This window comes from Acinetobacter tandoii DSM 14970 = CIP 107469, from assembly GCF_000400735.1.
GTDB classification, from domain to species: domain Bacteria; phylum Pseudomonadota; class Gammaproteobacteria; order Pseudomonadales; family Moraxellaceae; genus Acinetobacter; species Acinetobacter tandoii.
Genome location: NZ_KE007360.1, coordinates 213,200 through 239,435, shown reverse-complemented (window position 1 = coordinate 239,435; position 26,236 = coordinate 213,200). Strand labels below are relative to the sequence as shown.

General features: G+C 39.8%; 23 protein-coding genes. 8 read left to right on the top strand and 15 right to left on the bottom strand.

Annotated elements, in window-relative coordinates; all coding sequences use genetic code 11:
• Positions 1 to 17: 17 nt before the first annotated feature.
• Positions 18 to 1,097, bottom strand: a complete 1,080-nt coding sequence (serC, locus tag I593_RS02020) for a 3-phosphoserine/phosphohydroxythreonine transaminase (protein WP_016165925.1) — start codon at positions 1,095 to 1,097, stop codon at positions 18 to 20.
• A gap of 1,042 nt (positions 1,098 to 2,139) precedes the next feature.
• Here serC and I593_RS02015 point away from each other — a divergent pair.
• From I593_RS02015 to gltP, 5 genes are all read left to right on the top strand, one after another.
• Positions 2,140 to 3,558: a TolC family protein gene (locus tag I593_RS02015; protein WP_228130555.1), complete on the top strand. Its 1,419-nt coding sequence runs from the start codon at positions 2,140 to 2,142 to the stop codon at positions 3,556 to 3,558.
• Between the two features lie 18 nt (positions 3,559 to 3,576).
• Positions 3,577 to 4,740 (top strand): HlyD family secretion protein, encoded by a 1,164-nt coding sequence (locus I593_RS02010; protein ID WP_016165923.1) that lies wholly within the window; start codon positions 3,577 to 3,579, stop codon positions 4,738 to 4,740.
• Positions 4,740 to 5,870, top strand: a complete 1,131-nt coding sequence (locus I593_RS02005; protein ID WP_016165922.1) for an ABC transporter permease — start codon at positions 4,740 to 4,742, stop codon at positions 5,868 to 5,870. The genes I593_RS02010 and I593_RS02005 overlap by 1 nt, the downstream gene beginning before the upstream one ends.
• Entirely contained in the window at positions 5,867 to 6,973 is a 1,107-nt protein-coding gene (locus tag I593_RS02000) for an ABC transporter permease (RefSeq protein ID WP_016165921.1), read from the top strand. Before I593_RS02005 ends, I593_RS02000 begins: the two co-directional genes overlap by 4 nt.
• A gap of 253 nt (positions 6,974 to 7,226) precedes the next feature.
• Positions 7,227 to 8,522, top strand: coding sequence for a glutamate/aspartate:proton symporter GltP (gene gltP, locus I593_RS01995; protein ID WP_016165920.1), 1,296 nt, complete (start codon positions 7,227 to 7,229; stop codon positions 8,520 to 8,522).
• A 58-nt stretch (positions 8,523 to 8,580) separates the two neighbouring features.
• Here gltP and I593_RS01990 read toward each other — a convergent pair whose 3' ends face one another.
• The 5 genes from I593_RS01990 to I593_RS01970 form a co-directional block, all read right to left on the bottom strand.
• Positions 8,581 to 9,018, bottom strand: a complete 438-nt coding sequence (locus I593_RS01990; RefSeq protein WP_228130554.1) for a DUF3887 domain-containing protein — start codon at positions 9,016 to 9,018, stop codon at positions 8,581 to 8,583.
• A gap of 74 nt (positions 9,019 to 9,092) precedes the next feature.
• Positions 9,093 to 12,068 carry a DNA gyrase subunit A gene (gene gyrA / locus I593_RS01985; protein WP_016165918.1) on the bottom strand — a complete coding sequence of 992 codons (2,976 nt, stop codon included), beginning with the start codon at positions 12,066 to 12,068 and terminating at the stop codon, positions 9,093 to 9,095.
• A 495-nt stretch (positions 12,069 to 12,563) separates the two neighbouring features.
• A complete protein-coding gene (locus I593_RS01980) occupies positions 12,564 to 13,499 on the bottom strand; it encodes an FAD-binding protein (RefSeq protein ID WP_016165917.1) in 936 nt (311 codons plus the stop codon).
• Between the two features lie 17 nt (positions 13,500 to 13,516).
• Complete coding sequence (locus tag I593_RS01975) at positions 13,517 to 14,269, bottom strand: electron transfer flavoprotein subunit beta/FixA family protein (RefSeq protein ID WP_016165916.1); 753 nt, start codon at positions 14,267 to 14,269, stop codon at positions 13,517 to 13,519.
• 505 nt (positions 14,270 to 14,774) lie between these two features.
• Positions 14,775 to 15,380, bottom strand: coding sequence for a LysE family translocator (locus tag I593_RS01970; RefSeq protein WP_016165915.1), 606 nt, complete (start codon positions 15,378 to 15,380; stop codon positions 14,775 to 14,777).
• A 116-nt stretch (positions 15,381 to 15,496) separates the two neighbouring features.
• Here I593_RS01970 and I593_RS01965 point away from each other — a divergent pair, with 116 nt between their 5' ends.
• Together I593_RS01965 and I593_RS01960 are read left to right on the top strand one after the other, a co-directional pair.
• Positions 15,497 to 15,991 carry an Lrp/AsnC family transcriptional regulator gene (locus tag I593_RS01965; RefSeq protein WP_016165914.1) on the top strand — a complete coding sequence of 165 codons (495 nt, stop codon included), beginning with the start codon at positions 15,497 to 15,499 and terminating at the stop codon, positions 15,989 to 15,991.
• An 8-nt stretch (positions 15,992 to 15,999) separates the two neighbouring features.
• Entirely contained in the window at positions 16,000 to 16,560 is a 561-nt protein-coding gene (locus I593_RS01960) for a GNAT family N-acetyltransferase (RefSeq protein WP_016165913.1), read from the top strand.
• Here the strand turns inward: I593_RS01960 and I593_RS01955 are convergent.
• The 9 genes from I593_RS01955 to I593_RS20975 all read right to left on the bottom strand — a co-directional run bounded on the left by I593_RS01955 (position 16,540) and on the right by I593_RS20975 (position 24,570).
• Positions 16,540 to 16,908: a hypothetical protein gene (locus tag I593_RS01955; protein ID WP_016165912.1), complete on the bottom strand. Its 369-nt coding sequence runs from the start codon at positions 16,906 to 16,908 to the stop codon at positions 16,540 to 16,542. The genes I593_RS01960 and I593_RS01955 overlap by 21 nt on opposite strands.
• A 213-nt stretch (positions 16,909 to 17,121) precedes the next feature.
• Entirely contained in the window at positions 17,122 to 18,045 is a 924-nt protein-coding gene (locus I593_RS01950; protein ID WP_016165911.1) for a tyrosine recombinase XerC, read from the bottom strand.
• A gap of 10 nt (positions 18,046 to 18,055) precedes the next feature.
• On the bottom strand, positions 18,056 to 18,670 hold the full coding sequence (locus I593_RS01945; RefSeq protein WP_016165910.1) for an alpha/beta fold hydrolase: 615 nt from the start codon (positions 18,668 to 18,670) through the stop codon (positions 18,056 to 18,058).
• Between the two features lie 104 nt (positions 18,671 to 18,774).
• Positions 18,775 to 19,620 (bottom strand): diaminopimelate epimerase, encoded by an 846-nt coding sequence (dapF, locus tag I593_RS01940; protein WP_016165909.1) that lies wholly within the window; start codon positions 19,618 to 19,620, stop codon positions 18,775 to 18,777.
• 13 nt (positions 19,621 to 19,633) lie between these two features.
• On the bottom strand, positions 19,634 to 20,878 hold the full coding sequence (gene lysA, locus I593_RS01935; protein WP_016165908.1) for a diaminopimelate decarboxylase: 1,245 nt from the start codon (positions 20,876 to 20,878) through the stop codon (positions 19,634 to 19,636).
• Between the two features lie 24 nt (positions 20,879 to 20,902).
• Entirely contained in the window at positions 20,903 to 21,127 is a 225-nt protein-coding gene (lptM, locus tag I593_RS01930) for an LPS translocon maturation chaperone LptM (protein ID WP_016165907.1), read from the bottom strand.
• 133 nt (positions 21,128 to 21,260) lie between these two features.
• Entirely contained in the window at positions 21,261 to 22,664 is a 1,404-nt protein-coding gene (locus I593_RS01925) for an amino acid permease (RefSeq protein ID WP_016165906.1), read from the bottom strand.
• A 306-nt stretch (positions 22,665 to 22,970) separates the two neighbouring features.
• Positions 22,971 to 24,470, bottom strand: coding sequence for an alanine/glycine:cation symporter family protein (locus tag I593_RS01920; protein WP_016165905.1), 1,500 nt, complete (start codon positions 24,468 to 24,470; stop codon positions 22,971 to 22,973).
• Positions 24,448 to 24,570: a hypothetical protein gene (locus I593_RS20975; protein WP_265596860.1), complete on the bottom strand. Its 123-nt coding sequence runs from the start codon at positions 24,568 to 24,570 to the stop codon at positions 24,448 to 24,450. Before I593_RS20975 ends, I593_RS01920 begins: the two co-directional genes overlap by 23 nt.
• A 250-nt stretch (positions 24,571 to 24,820) precedes the next feature.
• Between I593_RS20975 and radA the strand changes: the two genes are divergently transcribed.
• Positions 24,821 to 26,203 (top strand): DNA repair protein RadA, encoded by a 1,383-nt coding sequence (gene radA, locus I593_RS01915; protein ID WP_016165904.1) that lies wholly within the window; start codon positions 24,821 to 24,823, stop codon positions 26,201 to 26,203.
• The last annotated feature ends 33 nt before the right edge of the window (positions 26,204 to 26,236 follow it).

Here is a 26,236-nt window from a genome sequence, read left to right as displayed (position 1 = left end):
GTTTTTGCATATTAGGATTAACCGTTACGTTTTGCAAAGTCATCCATAAAGTTAACCAACGCTTGTACCCCTTCTAAAGGAACGGCGTTATAAATACTTGCACGCATACCACCTACAGAACGGTGACCTGCCAAATTCAACAAGTGATTTTCTTCAGCTTCTTTCAGGAATAATTTTTCTAAATCTGGATTTGCCAAAGTAAATGGTACGTTCATAATTGAACGGTTTGCTTCTGCAATTGGGTTTGCATAGAAGTCGCTAGAATCAATATAGCCGTAAAGCAATTGTGCTTTTTGCAGATTCACTTGATGAATGGCATCTACACCGCCATTTTCAAGTAACCATTCAAATACTAAACCTGACAAATACCACGCATATGTTGATGGTGTATTCACCATCGAATCATTTTTAGCTTGAGCAGAATATTTCAGCAAACTTGGAATTTCTGGTTTCGCTTGATCCAATAAATCTTCACGAATAATGACCAATGTTAAGCCTGCTGGACCAATATTCTTTTGCGCACCTGCATAAATCAACCCGAATTTAGACACATCTAAAGGCGCAGACAATATGCTTGATGAAAAATCAGACACCAATGGCTTATCTGTTTCTGGAATGCCAGCGAACTGTAGACCACCAATTGTTTCATTATCTGCATAATGCACATACGCAGCATCATCCGATAAATTCCATTGACTTTGTGGCGTAATCGCGAGTTTGCCGTCAATTTTTGTTCCAGCTTCTACAACATGAATATCGCCATAACGCTGCGCTTCTTGCAACGCTTTTTCAGACCAAATACCCGTATGGATATAGTCCGCTTTGTTGTTTTTACCCAACAGGTTTAATGGAATTGCAGAGAATTGTAGTGATGCCCCACCCTGTAAAAATAACACTTTGTAATTTTCAGGAATGTTCATGAGCTTACGTAAGTCAGCTTCGGCCTTTTCTGCAACTGCAACATAGTCTTTGCTACGGTGGCTCATTTCCATAATGGACAGCCCTTTGCCATGCCAATCCAACAACTCTTGTTGAGCTTTTTCTAAAACGGCAGTAGGTAATGCAGCAGGACCAGCACAGAAATTGTACGCGCGCATGATTTTTCCTTTCAGAGGTGAAACACAATAAAATGATGGCATTTAATCATATCTTGCTCAGGCTTGCAGTAAATTATCCTGAAAATATTTCAATGCTATCGGGTATTTAAAGTCAAAACTTCAATAAAGATCGATTCTTTTTTAGGTGGAATAGCTTTATTAAATGATTTAACAGTCACTAAGTAGCTGACTATACGTACAATTAATGCTGAAATCATCACCATAGCATGAATCAACATCGTAGCTATTAAATAACAGCCCAATTCAACATAACGCTAAACATGAATTTTTTTCTTTTTAGGCCAAGTAAAATGTTGTTCTTTTAAATCTTTCAATAATTTTTCATCATGTATATTAATCCTGTGACATGTAGATTGAGCATACAAATTTTGGCTAGTCACCTCAAACTAAAATACCCACTACATTTGTCGTAGCTTAAAAAAACCGTTGAAAGCAGTATTAAATTCATTAAGCTAAGTATGGGATGATTCAACATAGAAACCAGCACCAACTCACAAGGACTGACCTTACTCTCATCCATTCTACAAATAAGATAGCCAGTTAAAATATGGTGTAAATCATGATATTTTGAGATTTATGTCTTACTACAATATTCGGAAGCGAGATGAGTAAGTAACCATAAGAAACATGAACGGTGCAAAACTCTGGTTCGAGTTGGATCAAGCAAAACCATTGTTCTGATAAAATAAATCTAAGATTTAATGAATATAGATCTGGTCTGATTGCATTGATACAAGTAAATGTAAATTGAAAACGTACGCTGTCATTGCTATTTTTATCTATGTAATTTTTTAAAAAGTTTAAATTTATCGTATTATCTATTTACTGGAAAATGAGTCTAGCATCTGCAACACTCACAATGTAAACGCGCCCGTTTACACCAATAAAATAAAGATCTGTATAATTCATTACAACAACAATGCGAGTTTGATTAATGCCACAGCGTTTTCAATTAAAACCAAGAAAATTAACGCTTAGGATGAATCCCGTTTTCCCTAGTTTTATTTGCCTATGTACTAGTATGCTATTTCATACTCCAAGTTATGCAAAATCAATCAGCTATATTGAGGCTGAACAAAACATACTGACTCAATCCTATAGCACTCGAGCTGCGCAAGCTCTACAACAATCTGCTCAACTGCAAGCCGAAGCAGTGAAAGGGCTCGGACTCCCGCGTATAGATTTAAATGTACGTGCTTATGCCTTCCATAATGAAGTGGATGTGCCACTAAACTCCTTAAAAAACAATCTGGATAATACGCTTACTCAGGGCGTGAATAATCAAATTGATCAATGGCAAAATAATAGTGGCATACCCAGCGGAATTACAGACACGCTAAAAGATGGTGTTGGGCAAGTCATTGACCGTGGCGTTGGATTAATTCCCAATGAAGCGACTGTGAATTTGGATGATCAAGTCGTACGTCCTACTGTTTCTGTTTTTATGCCTTTATATACTGGCGGGTTGACCTCTAGTGCCAAACAAATGGCACAAATTCAGTCAGAGCGCAGCGTTATCAATAATAAACAGCAACAAGACCTTCAACGTTTCGAAATTATTCAGGCTTATTTTAACTCTCAATTACAGACACAATTATTAGCAGCAAGCCGCTTTAACGCTCAAGCAATGCAAACACATTATCAAAATGCGCTGAAATTAGAACAGCAAGGCTTTATTAGCAAAGGGCAACGGATGCAATTTGAAGTTGCTAAAAATAATGCTGAACGTTTAGCACAAAATGCCCAAGCCAACCTACAAGCCAGCTTGTTTCAGTTGAATAATCTACTCCAAAGCAGTGAAATAACAGAATTAAGCACGCCTCTTTTTGTCAATACGACCCAAAATCATTCGGTTAATCAATTATTAAAGAGTTACCCTGAACAATCCTCTCTGGTTCAAAAATTGCAAAAGGATACTGAACTTGCTGGAGTAAAAGTAAAAGCGGAATCGGCAGCCAAAAAGCCGACTGTATTTGCCTTCGGTGAATACAGCTTAGATGAACATCAAAACTGGATTGTTGGTATTGCCGCTCAGTACAATTTATTTTCGGGCATCGACAAACAAAAAAATATACAAGCTGCTGAATTACAAAGATACGCTTTACAATTAACCACTGAGCGTACCAAGCAAGAAATCGAAAACATGATTTATAAATCATATAGCGAGCTTGAAACTGCACAACAAAGCCATGTTTTACTGCAACAAAACATGTTAGCCGCACAAGAAAATTTACGTATTCAAACACTTTCTTTCAAAGAAGATATGGGTACTGCCACACAAGTCATTGATGCTCAAAATGCCATGACGGCTCTTAAATCTGAGATGGCACTGAATGCTTATAAATACGTCATGTCATTAGCCACTTTATTACAAAGCCATGGTTCTATAGCTGAGTTTCAAAGCTATGTAAATCAAAAAAATACGCAATATATTCGTTAACTTTAATGGGGAAACCACATGAATCAAGATCAATCAACACCTGATCAAGAACCTAATGCTTCCTCATTGGAAGAAGAAAAAACAGCTAAATCTGAAACGGATGTATCAGTGCAACTGACCGAAAATAACACTGAGACAGAAAATTCAGCAGAACAGTTAAATGATGTCTCTGAAAAAGTGACTGATCCAACATCAAAAACTAAGCTTCTGAAAAGCTTGGGTATTATTCTAGCCATCTTACTGCTTGGGTTAATCGCATTTGGTTTGTGGAAAAGCTACCAACCCAAAATGGTTGAAATACAAGGAAGAGTTGAAGCGGAAACCATTCATATCAGTACCAAAATACCAAGCCGAATTGAAGAACTCTATGTACATGATGGGGAAAAAGTTCAAAAAAATCAGCCTCTCGTACGTTTATATAGTCCTGAGATTGATGCTAAAAAACAGCAGGCACTGGCTACTTTGCAATCTGCGCTAGCACTGCAATCGACAACTGATCGAGGCTCACAACAAGAGAATATTGATACCCTATTTGCCAACTGGCAAGCCGTGAAAGCTCAACAAGAGTTGGCACAGACAACCTACCAACGTGGAGCAAAACTTTTTCAGGAGGGTGTTATTTCACGTCAGCGCCGTGACGAAATGCAGGCTGCCGCCCAATCTGCTGCTCAGTTGACTGAAGCTGCCTATCAACAATATGCTCGGGCAAAACGAGGAAGTACAACTGAACAGAAATCCACAGCCGATGCGCAGGTTGAAATTGCTAAAGCTGCGGTTGCAGAGGCCAATGCGCTAGATGCTGAAACAAAATTATTTTCACCTGTAAACGGTACAATTTCCAAAACCTACGGCAAAGTCTCAGAATTAGTCGCGATTGGCGTGCCTGTCATGAGTATTATTTTAGACGATGAGCTCTGGGTGAGCTTAAATGTTCGAGAAGATCAGTATGTTCAGGTCTATCAAGCTAAAACTTTGGAAGGATTTATACCCGCTTTAAATAAAACTGCACAATTTAAAATCGAAAACATTGATGCAGAGGGTGAGTTTGCCACCATCAAAACAACGCGACAAACTGGAGGCTACGACATACGTAGTTTCAAGCTCCACTTAACACCAAGCATACCCATTCCTGATCTTAAAGTTGGCATGAGTGTGTTATTTAAAGTCAAAGAGCAATCCTGATGTGGGCTGGTCTCTGGCGTGAACTCCGCTATTTAGCCACACATAAATGGGACTTGTGTTTAGTTACACTCGCCCCGCTATGTATCATTGTGCTATTTAGCTGTATGTTTGCTCAGGGAAAGCCTGAACATTTACCCATTGCGATTATTGATCAAGATCAGAGTAATCTGAGTCGAAATATCGAAAAATATTTATCCAGTAATCAAAGCTTAGCTATTTATACCGTAACGCCCGATTCCAATGAAGCTGAACGCCTACTGAATGAAACAAAAATTTGGGGCTACGTACTGATTCCAGCAGGTGCCGAACAACGACTGGTTCAAGCCAAGGATGCTCAAATTGCTCTTGCATTTAATCAAAGCTACTTCAGCGTCGGCAATACCATTTCTTCAGCCATGCTCAGCAGTACTGTGCAAGCCATGGCAAATTACATGGGACAAAATTATTTAGAAAATAATATTCCCTATTTAGACATCCCTACTCCCAATGTGAAAATCTCGCCACTCTATAATCCGAGTCTCAGTTACGAATTTTATTTAGAACCTTTTGTCATTCCTGCTGTTCTACATTTATTACTCTGTTGTTGTGTGGCCTTTTCTGTAGGTCAGGAATTTCAATTTAAGTCTGCAAAAAACTGGCTCAAATCTTCAACAATATGGACAACATTACTCAGTAAAGTTCTTGTTTATGTTTTTATTTTCAGTATTTGGACATGGTTGTGGATGTTCTGGCTTATAGAAATTCGAGGGTGGTTTGTGGCTGGTCAACTCTGGCTCCTACTTTTAGCTCAGTTTTTATTTTATTTTGCCTATGCTTTAATTAGTGCAACTGTAGTATTAGCTACCCATAATTTAGCCAAAACTTTCGGCTTTATTGCTGTATATGGCGGTTCATCCTTAAGTTTTGCAGGTGTGACACTCCCTTTAAATAATGCTCCTGCATTTACCAAATTTTGGGCAAATATTATTCCATATACCCCTTATGCCAAACTTCAAACTGAACAATGGGTCGTTGGTAGTCCGATACAACTTTCATTCATTCCTTTAGCAATTCTAGTTTTTTATTGTCTCGTCTATTGGACAACTTCTTTCCTGTTATTAAAAAAACGTCGTGTAGAGGTGCAGGAATGAAACAAACATTAAAGTCATTTCTTTTCTACTTTGTAAAAACATTTAAAGATATTACAAAGAATAGTTCCATTCTCACAACGATGGTGCTTTCAATCTTCTTTTATAGTTTTTTCTATCCCACAGCTTATAAAGCACAACATGCTCAAGCATTACCCATCATTATTGTAGATGAAGAACAAAGTGCTTTAACTGCCAGTATCATTAATGCAGCAAGTAACAGTCCAAATATTCAGGTTCGTGCGGTAACAGGAAATTTTGCCGAAGCAGAGATGTGGGTAAAGCAACAACGTGCAGATGGCATTTTGCTATTACCAAATAATTTGTCTAATAGTATTCATCGCGGTGAAGTCGGCGGTGTTGGGTTATATTTGAGTGCTGCCTATTTTTTAAGAACTAAACAAATTGGTTTGGGGCTGGCAACAGCCATTGAAAATACCCTAGCAGAACGCGCAGAAAAGTTTGGTCAGATTTCACATTTTTCACCCGTCCTTTCTGTTCATCAAATTCCATTATTTAATACACTTTCAGGCTATGGAAGTTATATTTTTCCGGCGATTGCCCCATTAATTATTCATCAGACTATTGTCTTGGGCTTGTGTATGCTGATTGCAGGTTATCGCAACTCAAATTGGCGGAGCAAAACAACTGAGTTTTGGGGATTATTTGCTGCTGCGCTAAGCATAGGTTGTTTAGGCTGCTTTTATTTATTTGGTTTTACCTTTTGGTTCTATGACTATCCGCGTGGCGGAAATTTTCTGGGAATGCTGATTGCTGTCCCAATTTTTATAAGCAGTGTGATTGGGCTGAGTCTTGTCTTGGCTTCTTATCTGGATCTTCCCGAGCGCGCTGGTCATCTCATTGTTTTCACTTCCATTCCGCTATTTTTACTTTCGGGTACAGCATGGCCACATGCCGCTATGCCACAATGGATGCAATACTTAGGCTCAGTTCTACCATCTACTCAAGGTATTCAAATGTTTATTCAATTGAATCAGATGGGTGTACCTACGCAAATGGTCATTACTAAGCTCATTTATCTGAGTGTTTTTGCAAGCATCTGTTTAAGCTGGGCACATTATCGCTTATGTATCAAACCTAAATAGCCATATATTCATCACTTTTATTTTACAAATTAATCTATTTTCTAGAATCAATCGTATTACCAAATAAAATTGATTAAATAACAATCAATCAATAATAATAAATTAAAAAAAGATCGCTCATTCTTCATAATAACTTCACAATAGCCACCTTCCATCTGCCAGCATTCTTCTTTTTTTCGTGCCATCGCATTTTGATGCAGCATAAGAGTTCTTGCAGATATTTTTTGCCCCTAATTTTTTTTCTGAGCTGAGTATGAAAAAAATTAAGATAAGCCTTGCATGGCAAATTGTAATTGCACTCATTTTAGGTGTACTTCTAGGCTCTTTTCTGCACTATTCTCCTGAATATCGTGATGCCTTTGTAACTAATTTATTGAGCCCATTAGGTTCAATATTCATTAGCCTCATCAAAATGATTGTAATCCCACTTGTAGTTTCAATGCTGATTCTCGGCATTGCGAATACAAGTCATGGTACCAATGTTGGTCGCCTAGGTTTCAAAACTATTTTATATTTTGAAATTATTACAACCATTGCCATTATTGTTGGCTTGGTTGCGGCAAATATATTCCAGCCAGGCGCTGGTATTGATATGTCGACGCTAACTCAAGTCGATATTTCTAAATATCAAGAAACCAGTCATGAAGTTAGCCAACATTCTCATGGTTTAGTACAAACCATTTTGTCGCTAATTCCACCGAACTTCTTTGCTGCATTAACTAGCGGTCAAATGCTGCCGATTATTTTCTTCTCGGTATTGTTTGGTATTGGCTTAGGTTCTTTGTCTAAAGAAACGAAACAACCGCTGATTCAGGTATTGCATGGTGTTTCTGAGACAATGTTCAAAGTTACACACATGATCATGAAGTTTGCACCTTTAGGTGTATTCGGCTTGATCGCTGCGACCGTTGCAAACTTTGGCTTTAGCTCGTTACTTCCATTGGTCAAACTTGCCGTATTGGTGTATGCCGCTATTTTCTTCTTCACTTTTATTGTATTGGGGTTTGTTGCCAAAATTTGCGGATTCAGCATTTGGACCATTATTAAAATCTTAAAAGATGAATTGATTTTAGCTTACTCAACTGCCAGTTCAGAAACCGTGCTTCCACGTATTATGGAAAAAATGGAAGCTTATGGCGCGCCAAAAACAATTACCAGTTTTGTTATCCCAATTGGCTATTCATTCAATTTGGATGGTTCAACACTGTATCAAAGTATCGCCGCGATTTTCATTGCTCAGCTCTATGGTATTGACTTAAGCTTAGGTCAGCAAATCATTCTCGTGCTTACTCTTATGATTACCTCTAAAGGTATTGCAGGTGTACCTGGTGTTTCTTTCGTGGTGCTATTGGCGACTTTAGGCAGCGTTGGTATTCCACTTGAAGGTCTGGCGTTTATTGCAGGTATTGACCGTATTTTAGATATGGCACGTACTGCATTGAATGTTGTTGGTAATGCCTTGGCTGTACTCGTGATCAGTAAATGGGAAGGCCAATTCGATACTGAAAAGCAAAAGAACTACAATGTACAGCTTAATGATACTTTGTAATTACTAATGCGAATAAAAAGGACGCTAAGGCATCCTTTTTATTTAATATCACTTTTGATTATTCAATTTTCTCGCCAAATACTGACACGCTAATGTCTCGAATTTTGCTGCTGCCATTGGGTTTATCAAAACTCACATCATACTGTACTAAGTTTTTATCATAGGCATATTCATAGGTCACAGTATATTTACTTGGCTGATTGCTTTCATTCAGCAATTTTTTTGAGACAATTTTTTTGGTTTTATAATTTTCTTGAGGCAAACCACGTGCAAACTTTTGCATATCTTTTTGATTGCCTTGATAGCGTGCCTGCAACTCAGGCTCAAAATGCGTCATTAATCGATCAAAGTTTTGCGCTCGTAAATCATCATAGGCCTCTTGAGCAGCCTGTACTTGCTGTGGACTAGGATCTGGAATATTGGCCTGCTGTCCCAGTTTATCGCACCCACTGAAAACCAATACCGATGCTAGAATCGCATACTTCATCTTCATCATTCTTTTCCCATTATTTATGCAGCAAATCATATAGAAAAAGGACGCCTTAGCGTCCTTTTAATTTAGATCATCACTTATTCTTCTTCAGATTCATTCAAATCTGATTCGTTTTCAGTTTCATCTACAATCATTTCTTCATCAACTAACTTTTCATTAGCCACTACTGATTCTATAGTTTCGATTTCATCTTCTTCTACTGTATCAATCGCCTCTACACCCACCAATGTTTCATCTTCACCTAAACGGATCAAACGAACACCTTGTGCGTTACGGCCTGTTTGTGCAACTTCTGAAGCGCGAGTACGAACCAAAGTACCACCGTCTGAAATCAGCATCAGTTCTTTGGTTTCATCAATCGCAACAGCACCGACCAATTCACCATTACGCTCAGAGGTTTTAATCGCAATTACACCTTTTCCGCCACGTTTCTTGGTCGGGAAGTCATCGACAGGTGTACGTTTACCGTAACCATTAGCTGAAGCACACAGCACTTCACCTGTTTCTGGAACAACAACTAAAGATACAATGCGACTAATGAAGTTTGCATCTGCTGCATCATCTTCATCCGATTCAACTTCTTCTGACTCATCGACTTGAGCTGAACCAATTGTGACACGCATACCACGTACACCCTTGGCAGAACGGCCCATCGCCCGTACATCTGTTTCAGCAAAACGAATCGCCTTACCTTCATTAGAGAACAACATAATTTGCTGTTCGCCATCAGTAATCGCCACACCAATCAAGGTATCTTCTTCATTCAGCTCAATTGCACGTAAACCATTTGAACGTACATTACTGAATTGTTCCAACTCTACACGTTTCACAGTGCCTGATGCAGTTGCCATAAATACAAAGAAGTTTTTACGTAACTTTTCAGTCAATTCTGCAAATTCAGCAACAATTTCATCATCAAGATCTATTGTAGAAAGTTCTACACCTAGCTCTTTTAATTGTTTACGCAATGCATCTGATAATTCATCTGCATCTTCAGCCAATCCATCAAATGATGCTTTTAAAGCATCATAATGCGCTTCGATAATGCTGTTTTCGCGTAGTTTCACTACATTGGCACGAACAAAAGCTTTAAAGTCAGCTAAACGATCTTTAAATTTCTTTGGCGCATCAATCACAGGCAAAATTGCGGTAATCGTTTCATCTGCCTCTAACGGCAGTAAGTTCACCATTGGGCGACCTTTTGCACCGCGAGAAGCTTGTGGCACTTCAAACACTTTCAGGCGATATACTTTACCTACATTGGTAAAGCATAAAACCGTTGCATGGTTTGAGGTGACAATCAGATGTTGGATGTAGTCATCTTCTTTCATCGATGTTGCAGATTTACCACGCCCACCACGACGCTGCGCCGCATAGTCAGACAATGGTTGCGTTTTTGCATAACCCGTTTGCGAAACAGTTAATACAACTTGCTCTTCTGGAATTAAATCTTCACGGCAGAAATCAATACGTGATTCCACAATTTCAGTACGACGTGCATCGCCATATTGCTGAAGAATTAAAGCCAGTTCTTCTTTAATGACATTCATCAATAAATTGAAATCGTTCAGAATTGCAGTTAACTCAGCAATTTGACCTAGAATTTCGGTATATTCAGCGTGAAGCTTGTCTTGCTCTAAACCTGTTAAACGGTGCAAGCGTAGCTCTAAAATCGCACCGACTTGAGTCGGAGACAAACGGTACACATCACCATCTAAACCAAATGGACGGTTTGGATCTTCACCGTCGATCACTTCAGGACGAACAGAAACTGAACCCGCTTTTTCTAGGAGAGCAACCACACCACCCGCAGCCCATTCACCTGCTTGTAAACGTTCACGCGCTTCAGCTGGGTTTGCAGAGGTCTTGATCGTTTCGATGATGGCATCAATATTCGCCAACGCAACCGTCAAGCCTTCTAAGATATGACCACGTTCACGCGCTTTGCGTAATTCGAACATGGTACGGCGGGTCACGACTTCTTGACGATGACGAATAAATGCCGCAATGATATCTTTGAGGTTCATTAACTTAGGCTGTCCGTTGTCCAGACACACCATGTTAATGCTGAAAGAATTTTCGAGTTGCGTATTCAAGAATAAGTTGTTCACGACAACTTCTGCATTTTCGCCACGTTTTAAATCAATGGCAATACGCATACCCTCTTTATCAGATTCGTCGCGTAGCTCTGAAATACCTTCGAGTTTCTTTTCTTTCACCAACTCAGCAATACGCTCGATGGTTTTCGCTTTGTTAACTTGATATGGAATTTCAGTAAAAATAATCGTAGTACGACCTGTTTTTTGGTCTTCCTCGAAGTGATATTTACCACGGATATGCAAACGACCTTTACCCGTACGGTAAGCATCTACAATGCCTGATTTACCATAAATAATACCGCCAGTCGGGAAGTCTGGACCCGAAATATGCTGCATCAAACCTTCAATGCTGATATTTGGGTTTTCAGCATAAGCCAGACATGCATTCACAACTTCCGTCATGTTATGAGGCGCCATATTAGTCGCCATACCCACAGCAATACCAGTCGTACCGTTAATTAACAAATTCGGAATGCGCGTCGGCATCACTTGCGGGATACGTTCTGAACCGTCGTAGTTATCTTCCCAGTCTACGGTATCTTTTTCGAGATCCGCCAAAATTTCATGGGTAAGCTTTTGCATACGCACTTCGGTATAACGCATTGCTGCTGCACTATCACCATCGACAGAACCGAAGTTACCTTGACCATCTACAAGCATATAACGCAAACTAAAATCTTGCGCCATACGAACAATAGTTTCATAAACAGCAGAATCACCGTGAGGGTGATATTTACCGATTACGTCACCGACAACACGGGCAGACTTTTTGTATGCTTTGTTGTAGTCATTACCCAATTCGTGCATTGCAAAAAGCACACGACGATGAACAGGTTTTAGACCATCTCGTACATCAGGTAAAGCGCGTGATACAATCACGCTCATTGCATAATCCAAATACGAGTGCTTGAGTTCATCCTCAATGGCAATCGGTCTAATTTCCGATACGCTCATGCATACTCCTTGTTATACAAGCAGGAATTCTGCCCGCATTTATATCTTAAATCTTGCAAAAATTTAACTCAGGGAATTGAGCTAAAAAACTAAAATACAGCCGTAAATTTTAGCATATTTTATCCCTTTTAGGTGCGTATTTAGCCGAGTTAATTTCGTTTGTTTTCCTTTGTTTATCGTCGTTTTTTTATACGAATTTTAAATCTGAATTAAGTTGAAAAATAAGCTATTTTGCAAAGCTGATATTCATAGCATATACAACACTTTAAATTGTTGTTTTACTTATAGTATTCGTAAATTGATTTAATATTTTTAATACTTCTAATGACTTTCGCGCTTTACAGCCTTTCTAAACCCTATTTTGCCTCACAGGTTATCTTCTATTTAGCCCTGATGAGATAAGTGCTAAGCGCAAAAAAACGCCCCTGTTCATAACAACTTAAGCATGACTTAAATTGCTTACACAAGAGCGTTTTTCGAACAATCGTTCAGAAATTAGATTTTAGATACTAATTCAGGAACAACAGTATTCAAATCACCAACTAACCAGTAGTCAGCAACGGCATTGATTGGCGCTTCTTCGTCTTTGTTGATCGCAACGATCACTTTAGAGTCTTTCATACCCGCCAAGTGCTGGATCGCACCAGAAATACCTACAGCGATATATAAGTCAGGTGCAACGATTTTACCTGTTTGACCAACTTGCATGTCGTTTGGAACGAAACCGGCATCGACCGCAGCACGTGAAGCACCTTGTGCAGCACCTAGCTTGTCAGCTAATGGGTCAAGTACTTTATGGTAGTTCTCACCAGAACCTACACCACGACCACCAGAAACAACAATTCGTGCAGCCGTTAATTCAGGACGTTCAGATTTTACAATCTCTTCAGAAACAAACTTAGAGATACCTGCATCTTTTGCTTCGCTTACAGCTTCTACCGCAGCAGAACCGCCTTCAGCAGCTACAGGATCAAACGCTGTACCACGTACTGTACCCACGATGATTGCTTCGTCAGATTGAACAGTTGCAATCGCGTTACCCGCATAGATTGGACGCTTGAATGTATTTGCAGATTCAACAGCAATGATGTCTGTGATCATACTTACATCAAGAAGCGCAGCAACACGTGGAAGAATGTTCTTACCTGTTGTTGTAGATGCAGCCAATACGTGTTTGAAACCACCTTTCGCTACGTCAGCAACTAAAGCTGCAACGTTTTCAGCCAATTGGTTTGCATAAGCAGCGTTGTCAGCAAGTAATACTTTGCTTACGCCTGCAACTTTTGCAGCTGCATCAGCAACTGCTTGCGCGCCAGAGCCTGCTACCAATACAGTGATATCACCACCGATTTTTTGTGCCGCAGCAACAACGTTTAAAGTTGCACCGTTAAGTGTCTTGTTGTCGTGCTCAGCGATAACTAAAATACTCATGATTTTATCCTTCTGTATTAGATCACTTTCGCTTCGTTTTTCAATTTTTCAACAAGCTCATCAACAGATTTCACTTGTACGCCTGCTTTACGGTCAGCAGGTGGTTCAACTTTAACTGTTTTAAGCTTAGTTGCTGTAGAAACACCAAAATCAGCTGGTGACTTAGTATCAAGCGGTTTTTTACGCGCTTTCATGATGTTTGGAAGAGCAGCATAACGTGGCTCGTTCAAACGTAAGTCAGTGGTGATGATTGCTGGAAGTGACAATTCAACAGTTTGTAAACCACCGTCAACTTCACGAGTCACTTGTACTTTGTCGCCATCAACTTTAACTTCAGATGCGAACGTACCTTGACCTGCACCTAGAAGTGCACCAAGCATTTGACCAACTTGGTTAGAGTCGTCATCAATGGCTTGTTTACCAAGAAGGATTAATTGTGGTTGTTCAGCTTCAACAACACCTTTAAGGATTTTAGCAACTTCCAAAGCACCAAGTTGGCTGTCATCAGCTTCAACCAAGATACCGCGGTCAGCGCCAAGTGCCATTGCAGAACGAATTTGTTCTTGAGCTTCTTTAGGACCAATAGAAACAACGATGATTTCTGAAACAGTTCCTTTTTCTTTTAAGCGAACCGCTTCTTCCACTGCGATTTCACAGAATGGGTTAATTGACATCTTAACGTTAGTAAGGTCTACCCCACTATTGTCCGGTTTAACGCGAACTTTAACGTTGGCATCAACCACACGTTTTACAGCAACAAGAGCCTTCATGTAATCCTCGGCTGTTTTAGCAAAAGTAAAAGTTGAGAAAAGTTAGATTAACTCTTCACATAAAATTTTTTAGGTGTCCTATCTTGCAATTGTATGGCATTTCGGTCAAGTCACAATTACTGAATCCACTGTAAAAATGCGTAAAAATGGCTGAACGTCGCGTTCAAATTTTTATTTGCATGAATTTTAATTCTAAAATAGCGGTTTTACTGTTCTAATTTTAAGCATTGATTTTTATTATTTTTTTACTTTATTTACTACATAATTTTTTCTGATCAATGACTTAAATTTCTGCTTTAGCTGTTTGAGCAAGTGACCAAGCATGGCTATAAAATCAAACAAATGACTTGTCAGTTTTGACAGAACCATATTCCTGATTAAAATTTTATTCCCTAGCTACCTTTAAGTAGCCGCCTAATCCAACTTATTGCTTCGACATGATAAGAAATCTGCTGTTATACATATAAAAAAGCATGCCAATCAAGAGCATGCTTTTTAATTTCAATTAATTGGCGATCAACCAGCTCGCAGCTAGCATGAGTAAACCGCCCGAACCTGCATCAACCCATTTTTGTTTTTGAGCATCTAATTGTGCATTTACAGTAATTTTAGCAATAACAATACTTAATCCACTATATACCACCAAGCACAAGCCTATAAAAATAGACGATAGAATGAGACCTTGTATGACAGTATTGTCTGCATTACGCATAAACTGCGGTAAAATTGCAAAATAAATCAGCATCCCTTTTGGGTTTAACAATGAAGTTAAAAAGCCCTTAGCAATTGGACTGCCTGCAGAAGCCTTGGGCACATGCAAAGATTTGCTGTTAAAAACAGCGCGAAATAAACTAAAAGCCAGATATAAAAGATAAGCAATCCCTAACCAGCGAATTGTTTCGAACAACATCGGAAAAGAAACCAATATTGCCGCGATGCCCAAGGCAACCAAGACCGAATGTACCATATAGCCCATACAAACCCCAAGAGTCGCCATAAAGCCCGCTTTTACACCTTTCGCCATCACTTGCGAAAAAATAAATAGCATGTCAGGTCCTGGAGTACACACCAGTGGTAGAACGGTCAACGCAAAGAGTAAATATACCGACATATCCTTTTCCCTTTCGAATATCGACTGAAAGTGAAAATTAGTATCTTCGAATTTATACAAAATAGGATTGCAAATATTCTATAATTAGATCCATATTTCGAATTTAATTCTATTTTATGAAATCATCTTCCAAGAATATTTTAATCAAGCTAGATCGGATTGATAAAAGTATCATTCGAGCCTTACAAGAAAATGGTCGAATCCAAAACAATGATTTGGCTAAAGAAGTTGGGCTATCTCCATCTTCCTGTTTAAGACGAGTCAAACTGTTGGAAGAAGCAGGTGTCATACAAAATTACACCACCGTGGTCGATCCTCAAAAGATTGGCTTCCAATTGATTTTATTTTCACGTATTTGGTTGGTCGGACAAGATGCTGAAACGATTGATCGTTTTATTGAAGCAATGAAAGAACTGCCTCAGGTCATGGAGTGTTATATTATTTTGGGTGAATGTGATGCCATGCTCAAAGTTGTCGTCCCTGATTTGGAAAGTTATCGAAAATTCCAGTCTACACATTTGACCAAAAAAAATGGCATTACCAGTGTCAAAACAGATTTACCTAGCCAAATTATTAAACAAAGTTTTCAACTTCCGCTTGAAGATTTATAAGAGAGACAATGCAAAAGTTTCTAGAAAGTGCCCGCTTAATTTTACGTCCATGGCAAGAGACTGATCGATTACCATTTTATCAGCTCAATGCAGACCCTGCTGTGATGCGTTATTTTCCCAAATGCTTGACTCGGACTGAAAGCGATCTGCTCATCGATAAATGCCAAGCTTTCATTGAACAACAGGGCTGGGGCTTTTGGGCAGTCGAATTAAAATCTGAACAACGTTTGATTGGTATGACAGGATTACACTCTCAACCTGATCAATTTAGTTTTTCACCGTGTACCGAAATTGGCTGGCGGTTGAACAAAGATTATTGGGGTCAAGGCTATGCGACAGAAGCAGCTCAACTTGCATTGAGTTTTGCCTTTCAAACCCTCAATTTAAAGGAAGTTGTCGCATTCACAGCATCCATTAATCATCCTTCGCAAGCGGTAATGAAAAGGTTAGGTATGCAATATCAACAAGAGTTTTTACATCCCGCCCTGACTGCCGATAGTATTTTGCAAAAGCATGTGCTGTACACCATTCATCAGCATGATTTTAGCTCAGACGTGTGCATTGCCTAAAAAGTCGCGATGTACATGACTCAGTTCAATCAATTCATAATCGGACAAATCGAAAATTTCCCAGACCAATTGAAAGTCATCGGTTGTATCCATAATTGGAATAAAGTTTGCAGATACATTCCACGTTGTACCATCCCAAACATAACATTTACGAGTATCCTGTTGCACCGCTTGCACCATACCAGAGGTATTAATTCCCTCAATCACGGAATTTTCTGGCAATAGAGGCTGTACTTCAGGTAAGCAATATTCAATAAAATGTTTAATCTGACGCAAACCATATCCTGCAAAAATATCCTTCTGCACTGAATTTAATTGATCATATTTTTCTTGTATATTCGAAATCATGGCTTGCATTCCTCTTTCATTTAACACTCAAAATTCGCAATCGGTATATTTATGCCCAATACCGCATGCCATGCGACACTTATACTTCATCTTTTGATTTTTTATTATTCTACAATAGTACAAATATGCTCCTTTTCATTTTACTCATATAATGACTGAAGCAAATTTTGTACCAGAACAAAATCATTCAGGCATATATCTACACTGAAATTGTTACTGTTTTTTGAATTGAGCACGCGGATGTGCTTGATCGTAGACATTGGCAAGTCGATCAAAATCGACATGGGTATATATTTGGGTAGTACTTAAATTACTATGCCCCAACATTTCTTGTACAGCTCTTAAATCACCGCTATTTGACAGCATATGACTTGCAAAACAATGTCTTAATAAATGTGGATGTAAATCGACACTCACCCCTGCACGTTGCGCTTGAAACTTGACACGATTTTCAATTTGTCTGGCACCCAATGGATTGCCTTTACGACTAATGAATACATGAGCATCAGGAACAAAGTCACCATGCCATAATGGATACAACTTTAGCCAATCCATTAATGCATCTCTGGCTTTGGAACCAAAGGGAACTACACGGGTTTTGTTACCTTTACCCGTGATCCGTAATAGAAGCCGATTAAAATCAATGTCTTTAATTTTAAGACTTTGTACTTCTGCTAAACGTAAGCCACTGGAATACAATAATTCCAAAATTGCCTTGTCGCGCAACCACAATTCTTGATCTGATTCTTTTTCAGGTTTAGGTTGATCTAAAATTTGCTGAATGGTTTCAATGTCGACCATACCTGGCAAGGGTCGTGGTTGACGTTTTAATTGAAAATCATCAGAAGGGTTAAATTCCAGATATTGCCCATCTTGAGCCCATTTCATGAACTGGCGAATCGCAGACAATAACCGCTGCAAACTACTTGAACTTAACTGTTGTTGCTCTACTTTGACAGCCAAATATTCGCGTAAATCAGCCGTTTCGACATCTTGTAACAGCAGTTTTTTCTGATCACAAAACTGTAAAAAATCACCAACGTCACGCTCATACGCGAGTAAAGTTAATTTAGACTGATTTTGTATTTCTCGTGCTTTCAGCCACATACCGAGTAACTGTTGGGATTCTACAGACATCATCCCCACCCTAAACCTGAAAATTAAAATGAGTTAGATAATGCTGAATTTGTGCTGCAACTGCTTCTGAATGGTGTTCAGCAAAAGCATGATCACCCCCATGAATAATTTGAAGTTCCGCTTGCGGGAATTTTTGCTGTAAAGTCTCTCCAACAGCAATTGGGCTAATCGGATCTTGATCTCCCCACAATAACAATACTGGTATTCTGATCTTTTCAAGTTGCGGTGATAAATCTATTTGAATATCCACAAACCAGTCTGGATAGTGAAGATACTGTTGTTGATAAGCGGTTCGCCAATCTTGTACCTGAAATGGAGTTAAATCGATTCCACCTGAAGTTGCCAGAAGAACAAGGCCCTTGATCAAATCAGGTCGCGCTATTGCTGCCTGCACAGCAAAAATACCGCCCATAGACTGTGCAATTAAAATCGATTCAGACTGAATCTGTTGCAACACATAATTCGACAAACTGGCAAAATCATAAACGCTTTGGTGGCTTGGTTCGTCACCAAAACTCGGATAAGCAATGACCTGTTTAGATTCTGCAAGAGATAACTTATTGATTAAAGGATGCCAGAACGTGGTACTTCCCGACGCACCCGGCAGAAAAATTAAATTTGGCATGTCTGTACTTTATATCTATTTATCTTTGGCTTCAGCATAGCCGATTTTGATCCATAAAAAAGCACCATCATAAAGACAGTGCTTTTTTCAACATCAATACTGGTTTAGCCTTGGAAATAACGCAAGTCGATACGTCCTTCATAAACGTTGGCTGTCGGACCTGTCATCCAAACTACATCACCATCACGCCATTCAATTTGTAACTTCCCACCCGCCAGTTCAATTTCAACCTGATTTGCCAATAAACCACGGCGGATGCCTGAAACAGCAGCAGCACACGCCCCTGTACCACAAGCTAAAGTTTCGCCAACACCTCGCTCGAATACACGTAAACGTGCATGTTTTTCATCAATAATCTGCATAAAGCCTGCATTGACGCGTGCTGGGAAACGCGCATGAGACTCGACTTGTGGTCCCATGGTTGCCACATCAGCCGTAATGACATCTGGAACAACGGTCACCGCATGTGGATTGCCCATGTTCACCACATCAATTTGAATCTGTTGTTGATTTGCCAACTCTAGATCATACAAATTTTCTGGTTCATCTACTAAAAATGGAATTTCCTGTGGTAGAAATTTTGGATAACCCATATTGACGCGTACCCAACCATTCGACCCTAATTCAGGCTCAACAATACCTGCTTTGGTTTGTACTTTAATTTTGGTTTTAGTGGTGAGTTGTCGTTCATGTACAAAACGTGCAAAACAGCGCACGCCATTTCCACATTGTTCAACCTCTGAACCATCGGCATTAAAAATACGATATTTAAAATCCGCTTCTGGTACATCGGGTGGTTCAACAATTAGTAACTGATCAAAACCAATGCCAAAATGGCGGTCTGCAAGACGTTGGATCGTCAGTGCATCTAAATACGCGCGCTGACTAATTAAATCCACAACCATGAAGTCATTGCCTAGACCATGCATTTTAGTAAATTCTAAAAACATTTTTAGTGACTCCTTAAGGCAATAAACGCTCTTTTTCCCAAAGTGATTCGATAGTTTCACGCTCACGAATCAGATGTGAGTGCGAACCGTCTACCATAACTTCAGCCGCACGACCACGTGTATTGTAATTTGAGCTCATCACAAAACCGTATGCACCAGCACCTAAGACAGCAAGTGTATCGTTTTCACGGAGAGCTAAATCACGCTCTTTACCCAAGAAATCGCCTGTTTCGCAAATTGCACCCACGACATCCCATTGTAAAGTTTCGACATCATCTCGTGGCGTAATAGGTTGGATATCCATCCATGCTTCATACAAAGCAGGTCGAATTAAATCGTTCATTGCCGCATCAATAATGGCAAAGTTACGGTGATTGGTCGGTTTCAATAAATCCACTTTAGTCAGTAACACGCCAGCATTGGCAGAAATACTGCGACCTGGTTCCATATATACTTTTAGCCCTAACTTTTCTAAAGCTGGTTTGAGTGCATTGGCATATTCTTCTACAGTTGGTGGGACTTCATCTTTATAAGTTACGCCCAAACCACCACCAATATCGATATGCTTCAACTGAATGCCTAACTCTTTCAGTTGCTCAATCATGAGCATGACACGAGCTAAAGCATCGACAAACGGTTTGGTTTCAGTCAGTTGTGAACCAATATGACAGTCAATTCCTATAATCTCTAAGTTCGGTAGACTGGCTGCATATTGATAGGTTTCAAATACCGCATCCGAAGGAATACCGAATTTGTTTTCTTTTAATCCTGTCGAAATATAAGGATGAGTTTTTGCATCGACATCTGGATTAACACGCAAAGAAATAGGCGCTTTTTTACCTAAAGTTGCTGCCACTTTCTGAATACGATCTAATTCGGCATGAGACTCAACGTTAAAACATGCAATCCCGACTTCCAGTGCCTTTTGAATATCTGCTTCAGTTTTACCTAAACCTGAAAAGACAACTTTAGATGCATCGCCGCCTGCTGCCAATACACGAGCAAGCTCACCGCCAGTCACGATATCGAAACCACAGCCTAACTTTGCCAAGACATTGAGTACCGCAATATTTGAGTTAGACTTTACCGCAAAACAAATTTGATGGTCGATAAAATCAAACGCACGATCCATATCTAAATAATGTTTTTCAAAAGTCGCTTTTGAATACACATACAGTGGCGTGCCATATTGCTGCGCAAGCTGTTCTAGGGAACACTGCTCTGCGTGCAATACCCCATTAATGCGGGTAAAACTCATGGAAGATGTCCTTTCAATGACAAGTTAAGGAGTAGAAGATTTTGATTCTGTAGTTGCCTGTTGTTCAGCGGATTGGTCCGTTGGAACTTGCTCCGTTTTTTGCGCAGGCGCTACATTTGGATATAACAAATATTTTGCACGTTTGTCATAATTTGAATCGCTTGGTAATTGTAATGCCCCCGATTGACCACAACCGACTAATGAAGAACCCAACACCAATACACTTATGCAGCAAATGACGTGACGCATCTGACCACCTATCTCAAATTTTAACGAAGTATAACCCGATCAACGCATTGACCAAAGCATTAAACGCTAGAGATTATCGCCAGACATAAAAAAACGCCAGTTCTAAACTGACGTTTTTCTGTATAGACAACGATTATTTATGTTTTGGCTTATAGAAACCGAAATAACCAATCGCAAGAATAATAAGCCAAATTGGGCTGACCATTAATGCCTTCATGGTATCTGGCTCTAATGACAACACGTAAATCATGCCAATGAAGAACACAATCACCACCCAACATGTCAAAGGACCACCAGGCAATTTAAAGGTCGATTTTGCATGTAACTCTGGGCGTGTTTTGTAGTAAACCAAATAGCTCCACAAAATAATCAACCACACCAAAATAAACAGAATCGTGGATAGCGTCGTTGCCAAAGTAAAGGCTTCAACCGTATTTGGCACGAAATACTGTAAGGCTGCCCCACCCAACAAACAAATTGCAGAGAAATATAAAGCATTTGCAGGAACTGCACGCTTATTCAAATGACCAAAAGCCTGTGGTCCTTGCTTCTCACGTGATAAGCCAAACAACATACGACTAGTCGAAAATACTCCGCTGTTCATAGAGGACATCACTGACGATAACACCACAAGGTTCATAATAATCGCAGCGGCTGCAATACCTGCCTGACTGAACAAATTCACAAAAGGGCTAACTTCTGGATTGATTCTGTTCCATGGTGTCACTGACATCACAATGACCAATGCCAACACGTAGAAAAAGATAATACGAATGGGAATAGAGTTCACTGCTTTAGGCAAGTTGCGCTCAGGATCTTTGGTTTCAGCCGCAGTTGTCCCAACCAACTCTACCCCGACAAAGGCAAAAATTGCAATTTGGAAGCCTGCTAAGAAGCCTTCCATTCCTGTCGGGAACATTCCGCCATTTGCCCATAAATGAGTAAACGATGCCACTTCGCCTGTTGTTGAGGTAAAGCCTGTAAAAATCATCCACAAACCAACCGCAATCAGTACCACAATCGCAATGATTTTGACCAAAGCAAACCAAAACTCAAGCTCACCGAACAGCTTCACCGTCATTAGGTTCAAACCCATAATGAAGATAATCGCAGCAACACTTATCATTGCTCCTTCAACTGGACTAAACGGTATTCCATTATTGAAGAATTGCAGATAATAAATAATGGCGGATAAGTCCGCGATACCAATGGTGATCCAACACAACCAATAGGTCCAACCTACGAAATAACCCGCCCAAGGACCAATCAGGTCTGTCGAGAAGTCAATAAAAGACTTATATTTCAGGTTAGATAACAGTAATTCTCCTAATGCGCGCATTACGAAAAACACCATTAAACCAATGATCATGTAAATAAATAAAATTGATGGGCCTGCCAAACTAATGGTTTTACCCGACCCCATGAACAAACCAGTACCAATTGCACCACCAATCGCAATTAGTTGTAGATGTCGATTTGACAAACTACGATGGAGTTCGCCTTGTGCAGCTGACTCATTCGTGTTTTGATTTAACATCGCTATAAAAACTCTCTATTAATCCTTTAAGATTTTTTAACCAAATTAATCCAAATTACACATTTGCACTATTTTTAAGCACGCCTTCGCCATGTAAGTTTTTGGGTCAATCTAAGCTAAACAACTCTATCTGTATCGTTCAGCATTCAAGCCTTATACAATTGGGGCCGATAATACGCACTACATCAATGCAATACAATGCACCTTTTGGACACATCAGTTCATATAAATCTTATACCATTCAATAAAAAAAGCAGCCGCCGTGACTGCTTTTTAAGTTCTACTTCACACTAACATTCAATTACTTTATTGATTATTCTGTTGTTTCTTTAAGCGTTCTTCCCAATAAGTTGCATTACGAATCCCAAGTTTTACAGGATCAAAGGTATATTCTGTTACTCCTGCTTTTTGTTGCTGCTCATAATCTTTCAATGCTTTGATGGTTGGTTTCCATACAAAGTAGGTCACAATAATACCCACAATATTAATCCATGCCATTAAACCCACACCGATATCACCAATTCCCCAGATATAACCTGTTGCACTAATTACACCGTAAGCGACAGAAATCATGATAAAACATTTCGTAACGAACAATAACGATGGAGATTGCGTGATATAACTCAAATAAGTGATGTTGGTTTCTGCAATATAGTAATAAGCAACAATTGTGGTAAATGCGAAGAAGAATACCGCCAAGGCAACAAAAATTTGTCCAAAACCACCAAATACAGTGCTCACCGCCATTTGGGTAAATGCTGGCGAACCAATTTCGACAGTACCTGCAACATTTTGAACAATAAATTGTCCTGCTTCTAATGTGCCTTGTACGTTATACATACCTGTAATTAAAATCATGAAGGCTGTAGCAGAACAAACAAATAGCGTATCAACATAAATTGAGAAAGCTTGTACAAAACCTTGTTGCGCTGGATGTTGTACTTCTGCGGCTGCCGCTGCATGCGGTCCAGTCCCCTGACCTGCTTCATTTGAATACACACCACGTTTAACACCCCAACCAATGGCAGCACCCAGTCCTGCCATAGGGCTAAACGCATCGTCAAAAATAAGTTGCAGCACACGTGGCAATTCGTGAATATTAATGACCACAATGACGAGGGCCATTAAAATATAGCCCAACGCCATAAATGGAACGACAAACTCTGCAAAACGTGCAATACGTTTAATACCACCAAAAATAATGATGGCCAACAAAGATAAAATTACAACCAAAGCAACTAATTTGAATGAACCTACATTACCAAAGACGATGGAACCTTCACCCGTAATTTGCGTAAAGGCATTCCCCACCGCATTGGCTTGAATACCTGGCAGGAACAAACCACAAGATACAATTGCGGCAACCGCAAATACCACCCCCAACCAACGTTGCCCTAAACCTTTATCAAAATAAAATGCAGGTCCACCACGGTACTGACCTTGGTATTCCACCTTATAAATTTGACCTAAAGTAGATTCTACGTAAGCTGTACTTGCCCCTAAGAAAGCCACAAGCCACATCCAAAATACTGCGCCCGGACCACCAAAACCAATTGCTGCTGCTACCCCTGCAATATTACCAACACCTACACGCCCCGAAAGTGATACGGCTAATGCTTGAAATGAAGAAATCCCTTGTTCTGAAGAACCACCATGTATTAATAATCTTGCCATCTCTTTCATTTGACGAACTTGAACAAAGCGCGTCAGAATAGAGAAAAATAAACCTGCTCCCAAACACAAATAAATAAGAGCCTTGCTCCAAATAATACTATTTACCCAATCAACAATTTCTGCTGCACTCATAGACATCAACCTTTTTTATATAATTTGAAAATGTTGCAATTGCTTTATTTTCATTTGTTTGAGCATGAGCAATATCTATGCCATCAAACTGCTGTGTCATGACAAGAAACAACCAAACGCTCAAACTCCTTCCATGGAAAAAGTGAACTGAACAAATCACTTGACTCAAAACACACTGTTTCTTACTTGTAAAAGTCTTATATCATGTTATTTTTCTGAGCAATTCCCTTTAACCAGTAATTACGATAAACAGCGACACTTCTTATTCCTTAAGAATTGCATTCACTGTATTTAATTGTTTTCGTAACTATTACTTTTATCTAATTTACAGATTATTTTCAATTTTATTTATGGCAAAAATTAAAACCGTATATCGCTGTGAGCAATGTGGTGCAGACCATTCAAAATGGGCTGGACAATGTGTTGAGTGTGGCGAATGGAATAGTCTGGTTGAAGTTCGCATTGAACCTGCGGTGACACATCGTGCCCAACCTAAAATGGGCGGAGGCTACGCAGGACAAGCAGCAAATATCACCACTTTAAATCAGGTCTCAGTTTCGCATGAAACGCGTCTTGCAACAGGTATTGGCGAGTTTGACCGCGTACTGGGTGGGGGTTTAGTTACTGGTTCTGTGGTATTGATTGGCGGTGACCCTGGTATTGGTAAATCAACCATTCTCTTACAGACAGCAACTTATATGGCAGCAGCCAGAAGTTCCGCACTCTATGTCACAGGCGAAGAATCCCTCTCTCAAGTTGCACTACGGGCACAACGTTTAGACTTACCAACAGATCAGCTCAAAGTGATGGCAGAAACTTGTGTGGAACGTATTTGTGAAGTTTTGGCACAAGAACGCCCTGCCGTTGCAATTCTCGATTCCATTCAAACCCTTTACACAGAAACTTTACAATCTGCACCGGGTGGCGTTTCGCAAATTCGAGAGTCTGCCGCATTACTGACTCGTTTTGCCAAAAATAGTGGTACTGCACTGTTTATTGTGGGTCATGTGACCAAAGAAGGTGCTTTGGCAGGACCACGTGTACTTGAACACATGGTTGACTGCGTACTGTATTTTGAAGGTCAATCTGACTCACGTTATCGTATGATTCGCGCAGTAAAAAACCGTTTTGGTGCAGTCAATGAGCTGGGCGTGTTTGGTATGACCGATAAAGGCTTACGTGAAGTCGCCAATCCTTCAGCAATTTTCTTAAGTCGCTACGATGAAGCCATTCCAGGTTCAATTGTGATGATTAGCCGTGAAGGTACACGCCCACTTTTAGTCGAAGTGCAAGCTTTGGTGGATGATGCACACGGACAACCACGTCGCGTTGCCTTAGGCTTAGAACAAAACCGCCTAAACATGTTGCTTGCAGTCATGCACCGTCATGGTGGTGTACAAACCTCTGGACAAGATGTATACGTTAATGTCGTCGGTGGTTTAAAAATTACTGAAACTGGTTCGGACTTGGCTGTACTACTGGCGTGCGCTTCCAGTTTAAGAGGTAAAGCATTACCCCAGCAATTAGCAGTTTTTGGCGAAGTTGGATTATCTGGCGAAATTCGTCCTGTACCGAATGGTCAAGAACGTTTAAAAGAAGCCATTAAACATGGTTTTAAATACATCATTGTGCCACGTGCCAATGCGCCACAGAAAGCCATTGCAGGCGTGCAAATTATTGCAGTAGCACGATTACATGAAGCATTAACCGAAGCTATGAATCTTTCTGAATGATCTAAGGTGAGTGTTAAAAATTAACTGTGCAAA

Coding starts and splice junctions, on each gene's coding strand:
- serC (WP_016165925.1), bottom strand. CDS start 1,097: ATGCGCGCGTACAATTTCTGTGCTGGTCCTGCTGCATTACCTACTGCC.
- I593_RS02015 (WP_228130555.1), top strand. CDS start 2,140: ATGCTATTTCATACTCCAAGTTATGCAAAATCAATCAGCTATATTGAG.
- I593_RS02010 (WP_016165923.1), top strand. CDS start 3,577: ATGAATCAAGATCAATCAACACCTGATCAAGAACCTAATGCTTCCTCA.
- I593_RS02005 (WP_016165922.1), top strand. CDS start 4,740: ATGTGGGCTGGTCTCTGGCGTGAACTCCGCTATTTAGCCACACATAAA.
- I593_RS02000 (WP_016165921.1), top strand. CDS start 5,867: ATGAAACAAACATTAAAGTCATTTCTTTTCTACTTTGTAAAAACATTT.
- gltP (WP_016165920.1), top strand. CDS start 7,227: ATGAAAAAAATTAAGATAAGCCTTGCATGGCAAATTGTAATTGCACTC.
- I593_RS01990 (WP_228130554.1), bottom strand. CDS start 9,018: ATGATGAAGATGAAGTATGCGATTCTAGCATCGGTATTGGTTTTCAGT.
- gyrA (WP_016165918.1), bottom strand. CDS start 12,068: ATGAGCGTATCGGAAATTAGACCGATTGCCATTGAGGATGAACTCAAG.
- I593_RS01980 (WP_016165917.1), bottom strand. CDS start 13,499: ATGAGTATTTTAGTTATCGCTGAGCACGACAACAAGACACTTAACGGT.
- I593_RS01975 (WP_016165916.1), bottom strand. CDS start 14,269: ATGAAGGCTCTTGTTGCTGTAAAACGTGTGGTTGATGCCAACGTTAAA.
- I593_RS01970 (WP_016165915.1), bottom strand. CDS start 15,380: ATGTCGGTATATTTACTCTTTGCGTTGACCGTTCTACCACTGGTGTGT.
- I593_RS01965 (WP_016165914.1), top strand. CDS start 15,497: ATGAAATCATCTTCCAAGAATATTTTAATCAAGCTAGATCGGATTGAT.
- I593_RS01960 (WP_016165913.1), top strand. CDS start 16,000: ATGCAAAAGTTTCTAGAAAGTGCCCGCTTAATTTTACGTCCATGGCAA.
- I593_RS01955 (WP_016165912.1), bottom strand. CDS start 16,908: ATGATTTCGAATATACAAGAAAAATATGATCAATTAAATTCAGTGCAG.
- I593_RS01950 (WP_016165911.1), bottom strand. CDS start 18,045: ATGTCTGTAGAATCCCAACAGTTACTCGGTATGTGGCTGAAAGCACGA.
- I593_RS01945 (WP_016165910.1), bottom strand. CDS start 18,670: ATGCCAAATTTAATTTTTCTGCCGGGTGCGTCGGGAAGTACCACGTTC.
- dapF (WP_016165909.1), bottom strand. CDS start 19,620: ATGTTTTTAGAATTTACTAAAATGCATGGTCTAGGCAATGACTTCATG.
- lysA (WP_016165908.1), bottom strand. CDS start 20,878: ATGAGTTTTACCCGCATTAATGGGGTATTGCACGCAGAGCAGTGTTCC.
- lptM (WP_016165907.1), bottom strand. CDS start 21,127: ATGCGTCACGTCATTTGCTGCATAAGTGTATTGGTGTTGGGTTCTTCA.
- I593_RS01925 (WP_016165906.1), bottom strand. CDS start 22,664: ATGTTAAATCAAAACACGAATGAGTCAGCTGCACAAGGCGAACTCCAT.
- I593_RS01920 (WP_016165905.1), bottom strand. CDS start 24,470: ATGAGTGCAGCAGAAATTGTTGATTGGGTAAATAGTATTATTTGGAGC.
- I593_RS20975 (WP_265596860.1), bottom strand. CDS start 24,570: ATGACACAGCAGTTTGATGGCATAGATATTGCTCATGCTCAAACAAAT.
- radA (WP_016165904.1), top strand. CDS start 24,821: ATGGCAAAAATTAAAACCGTATATCGCTGTGAGCAATGTGGTGCAGAC.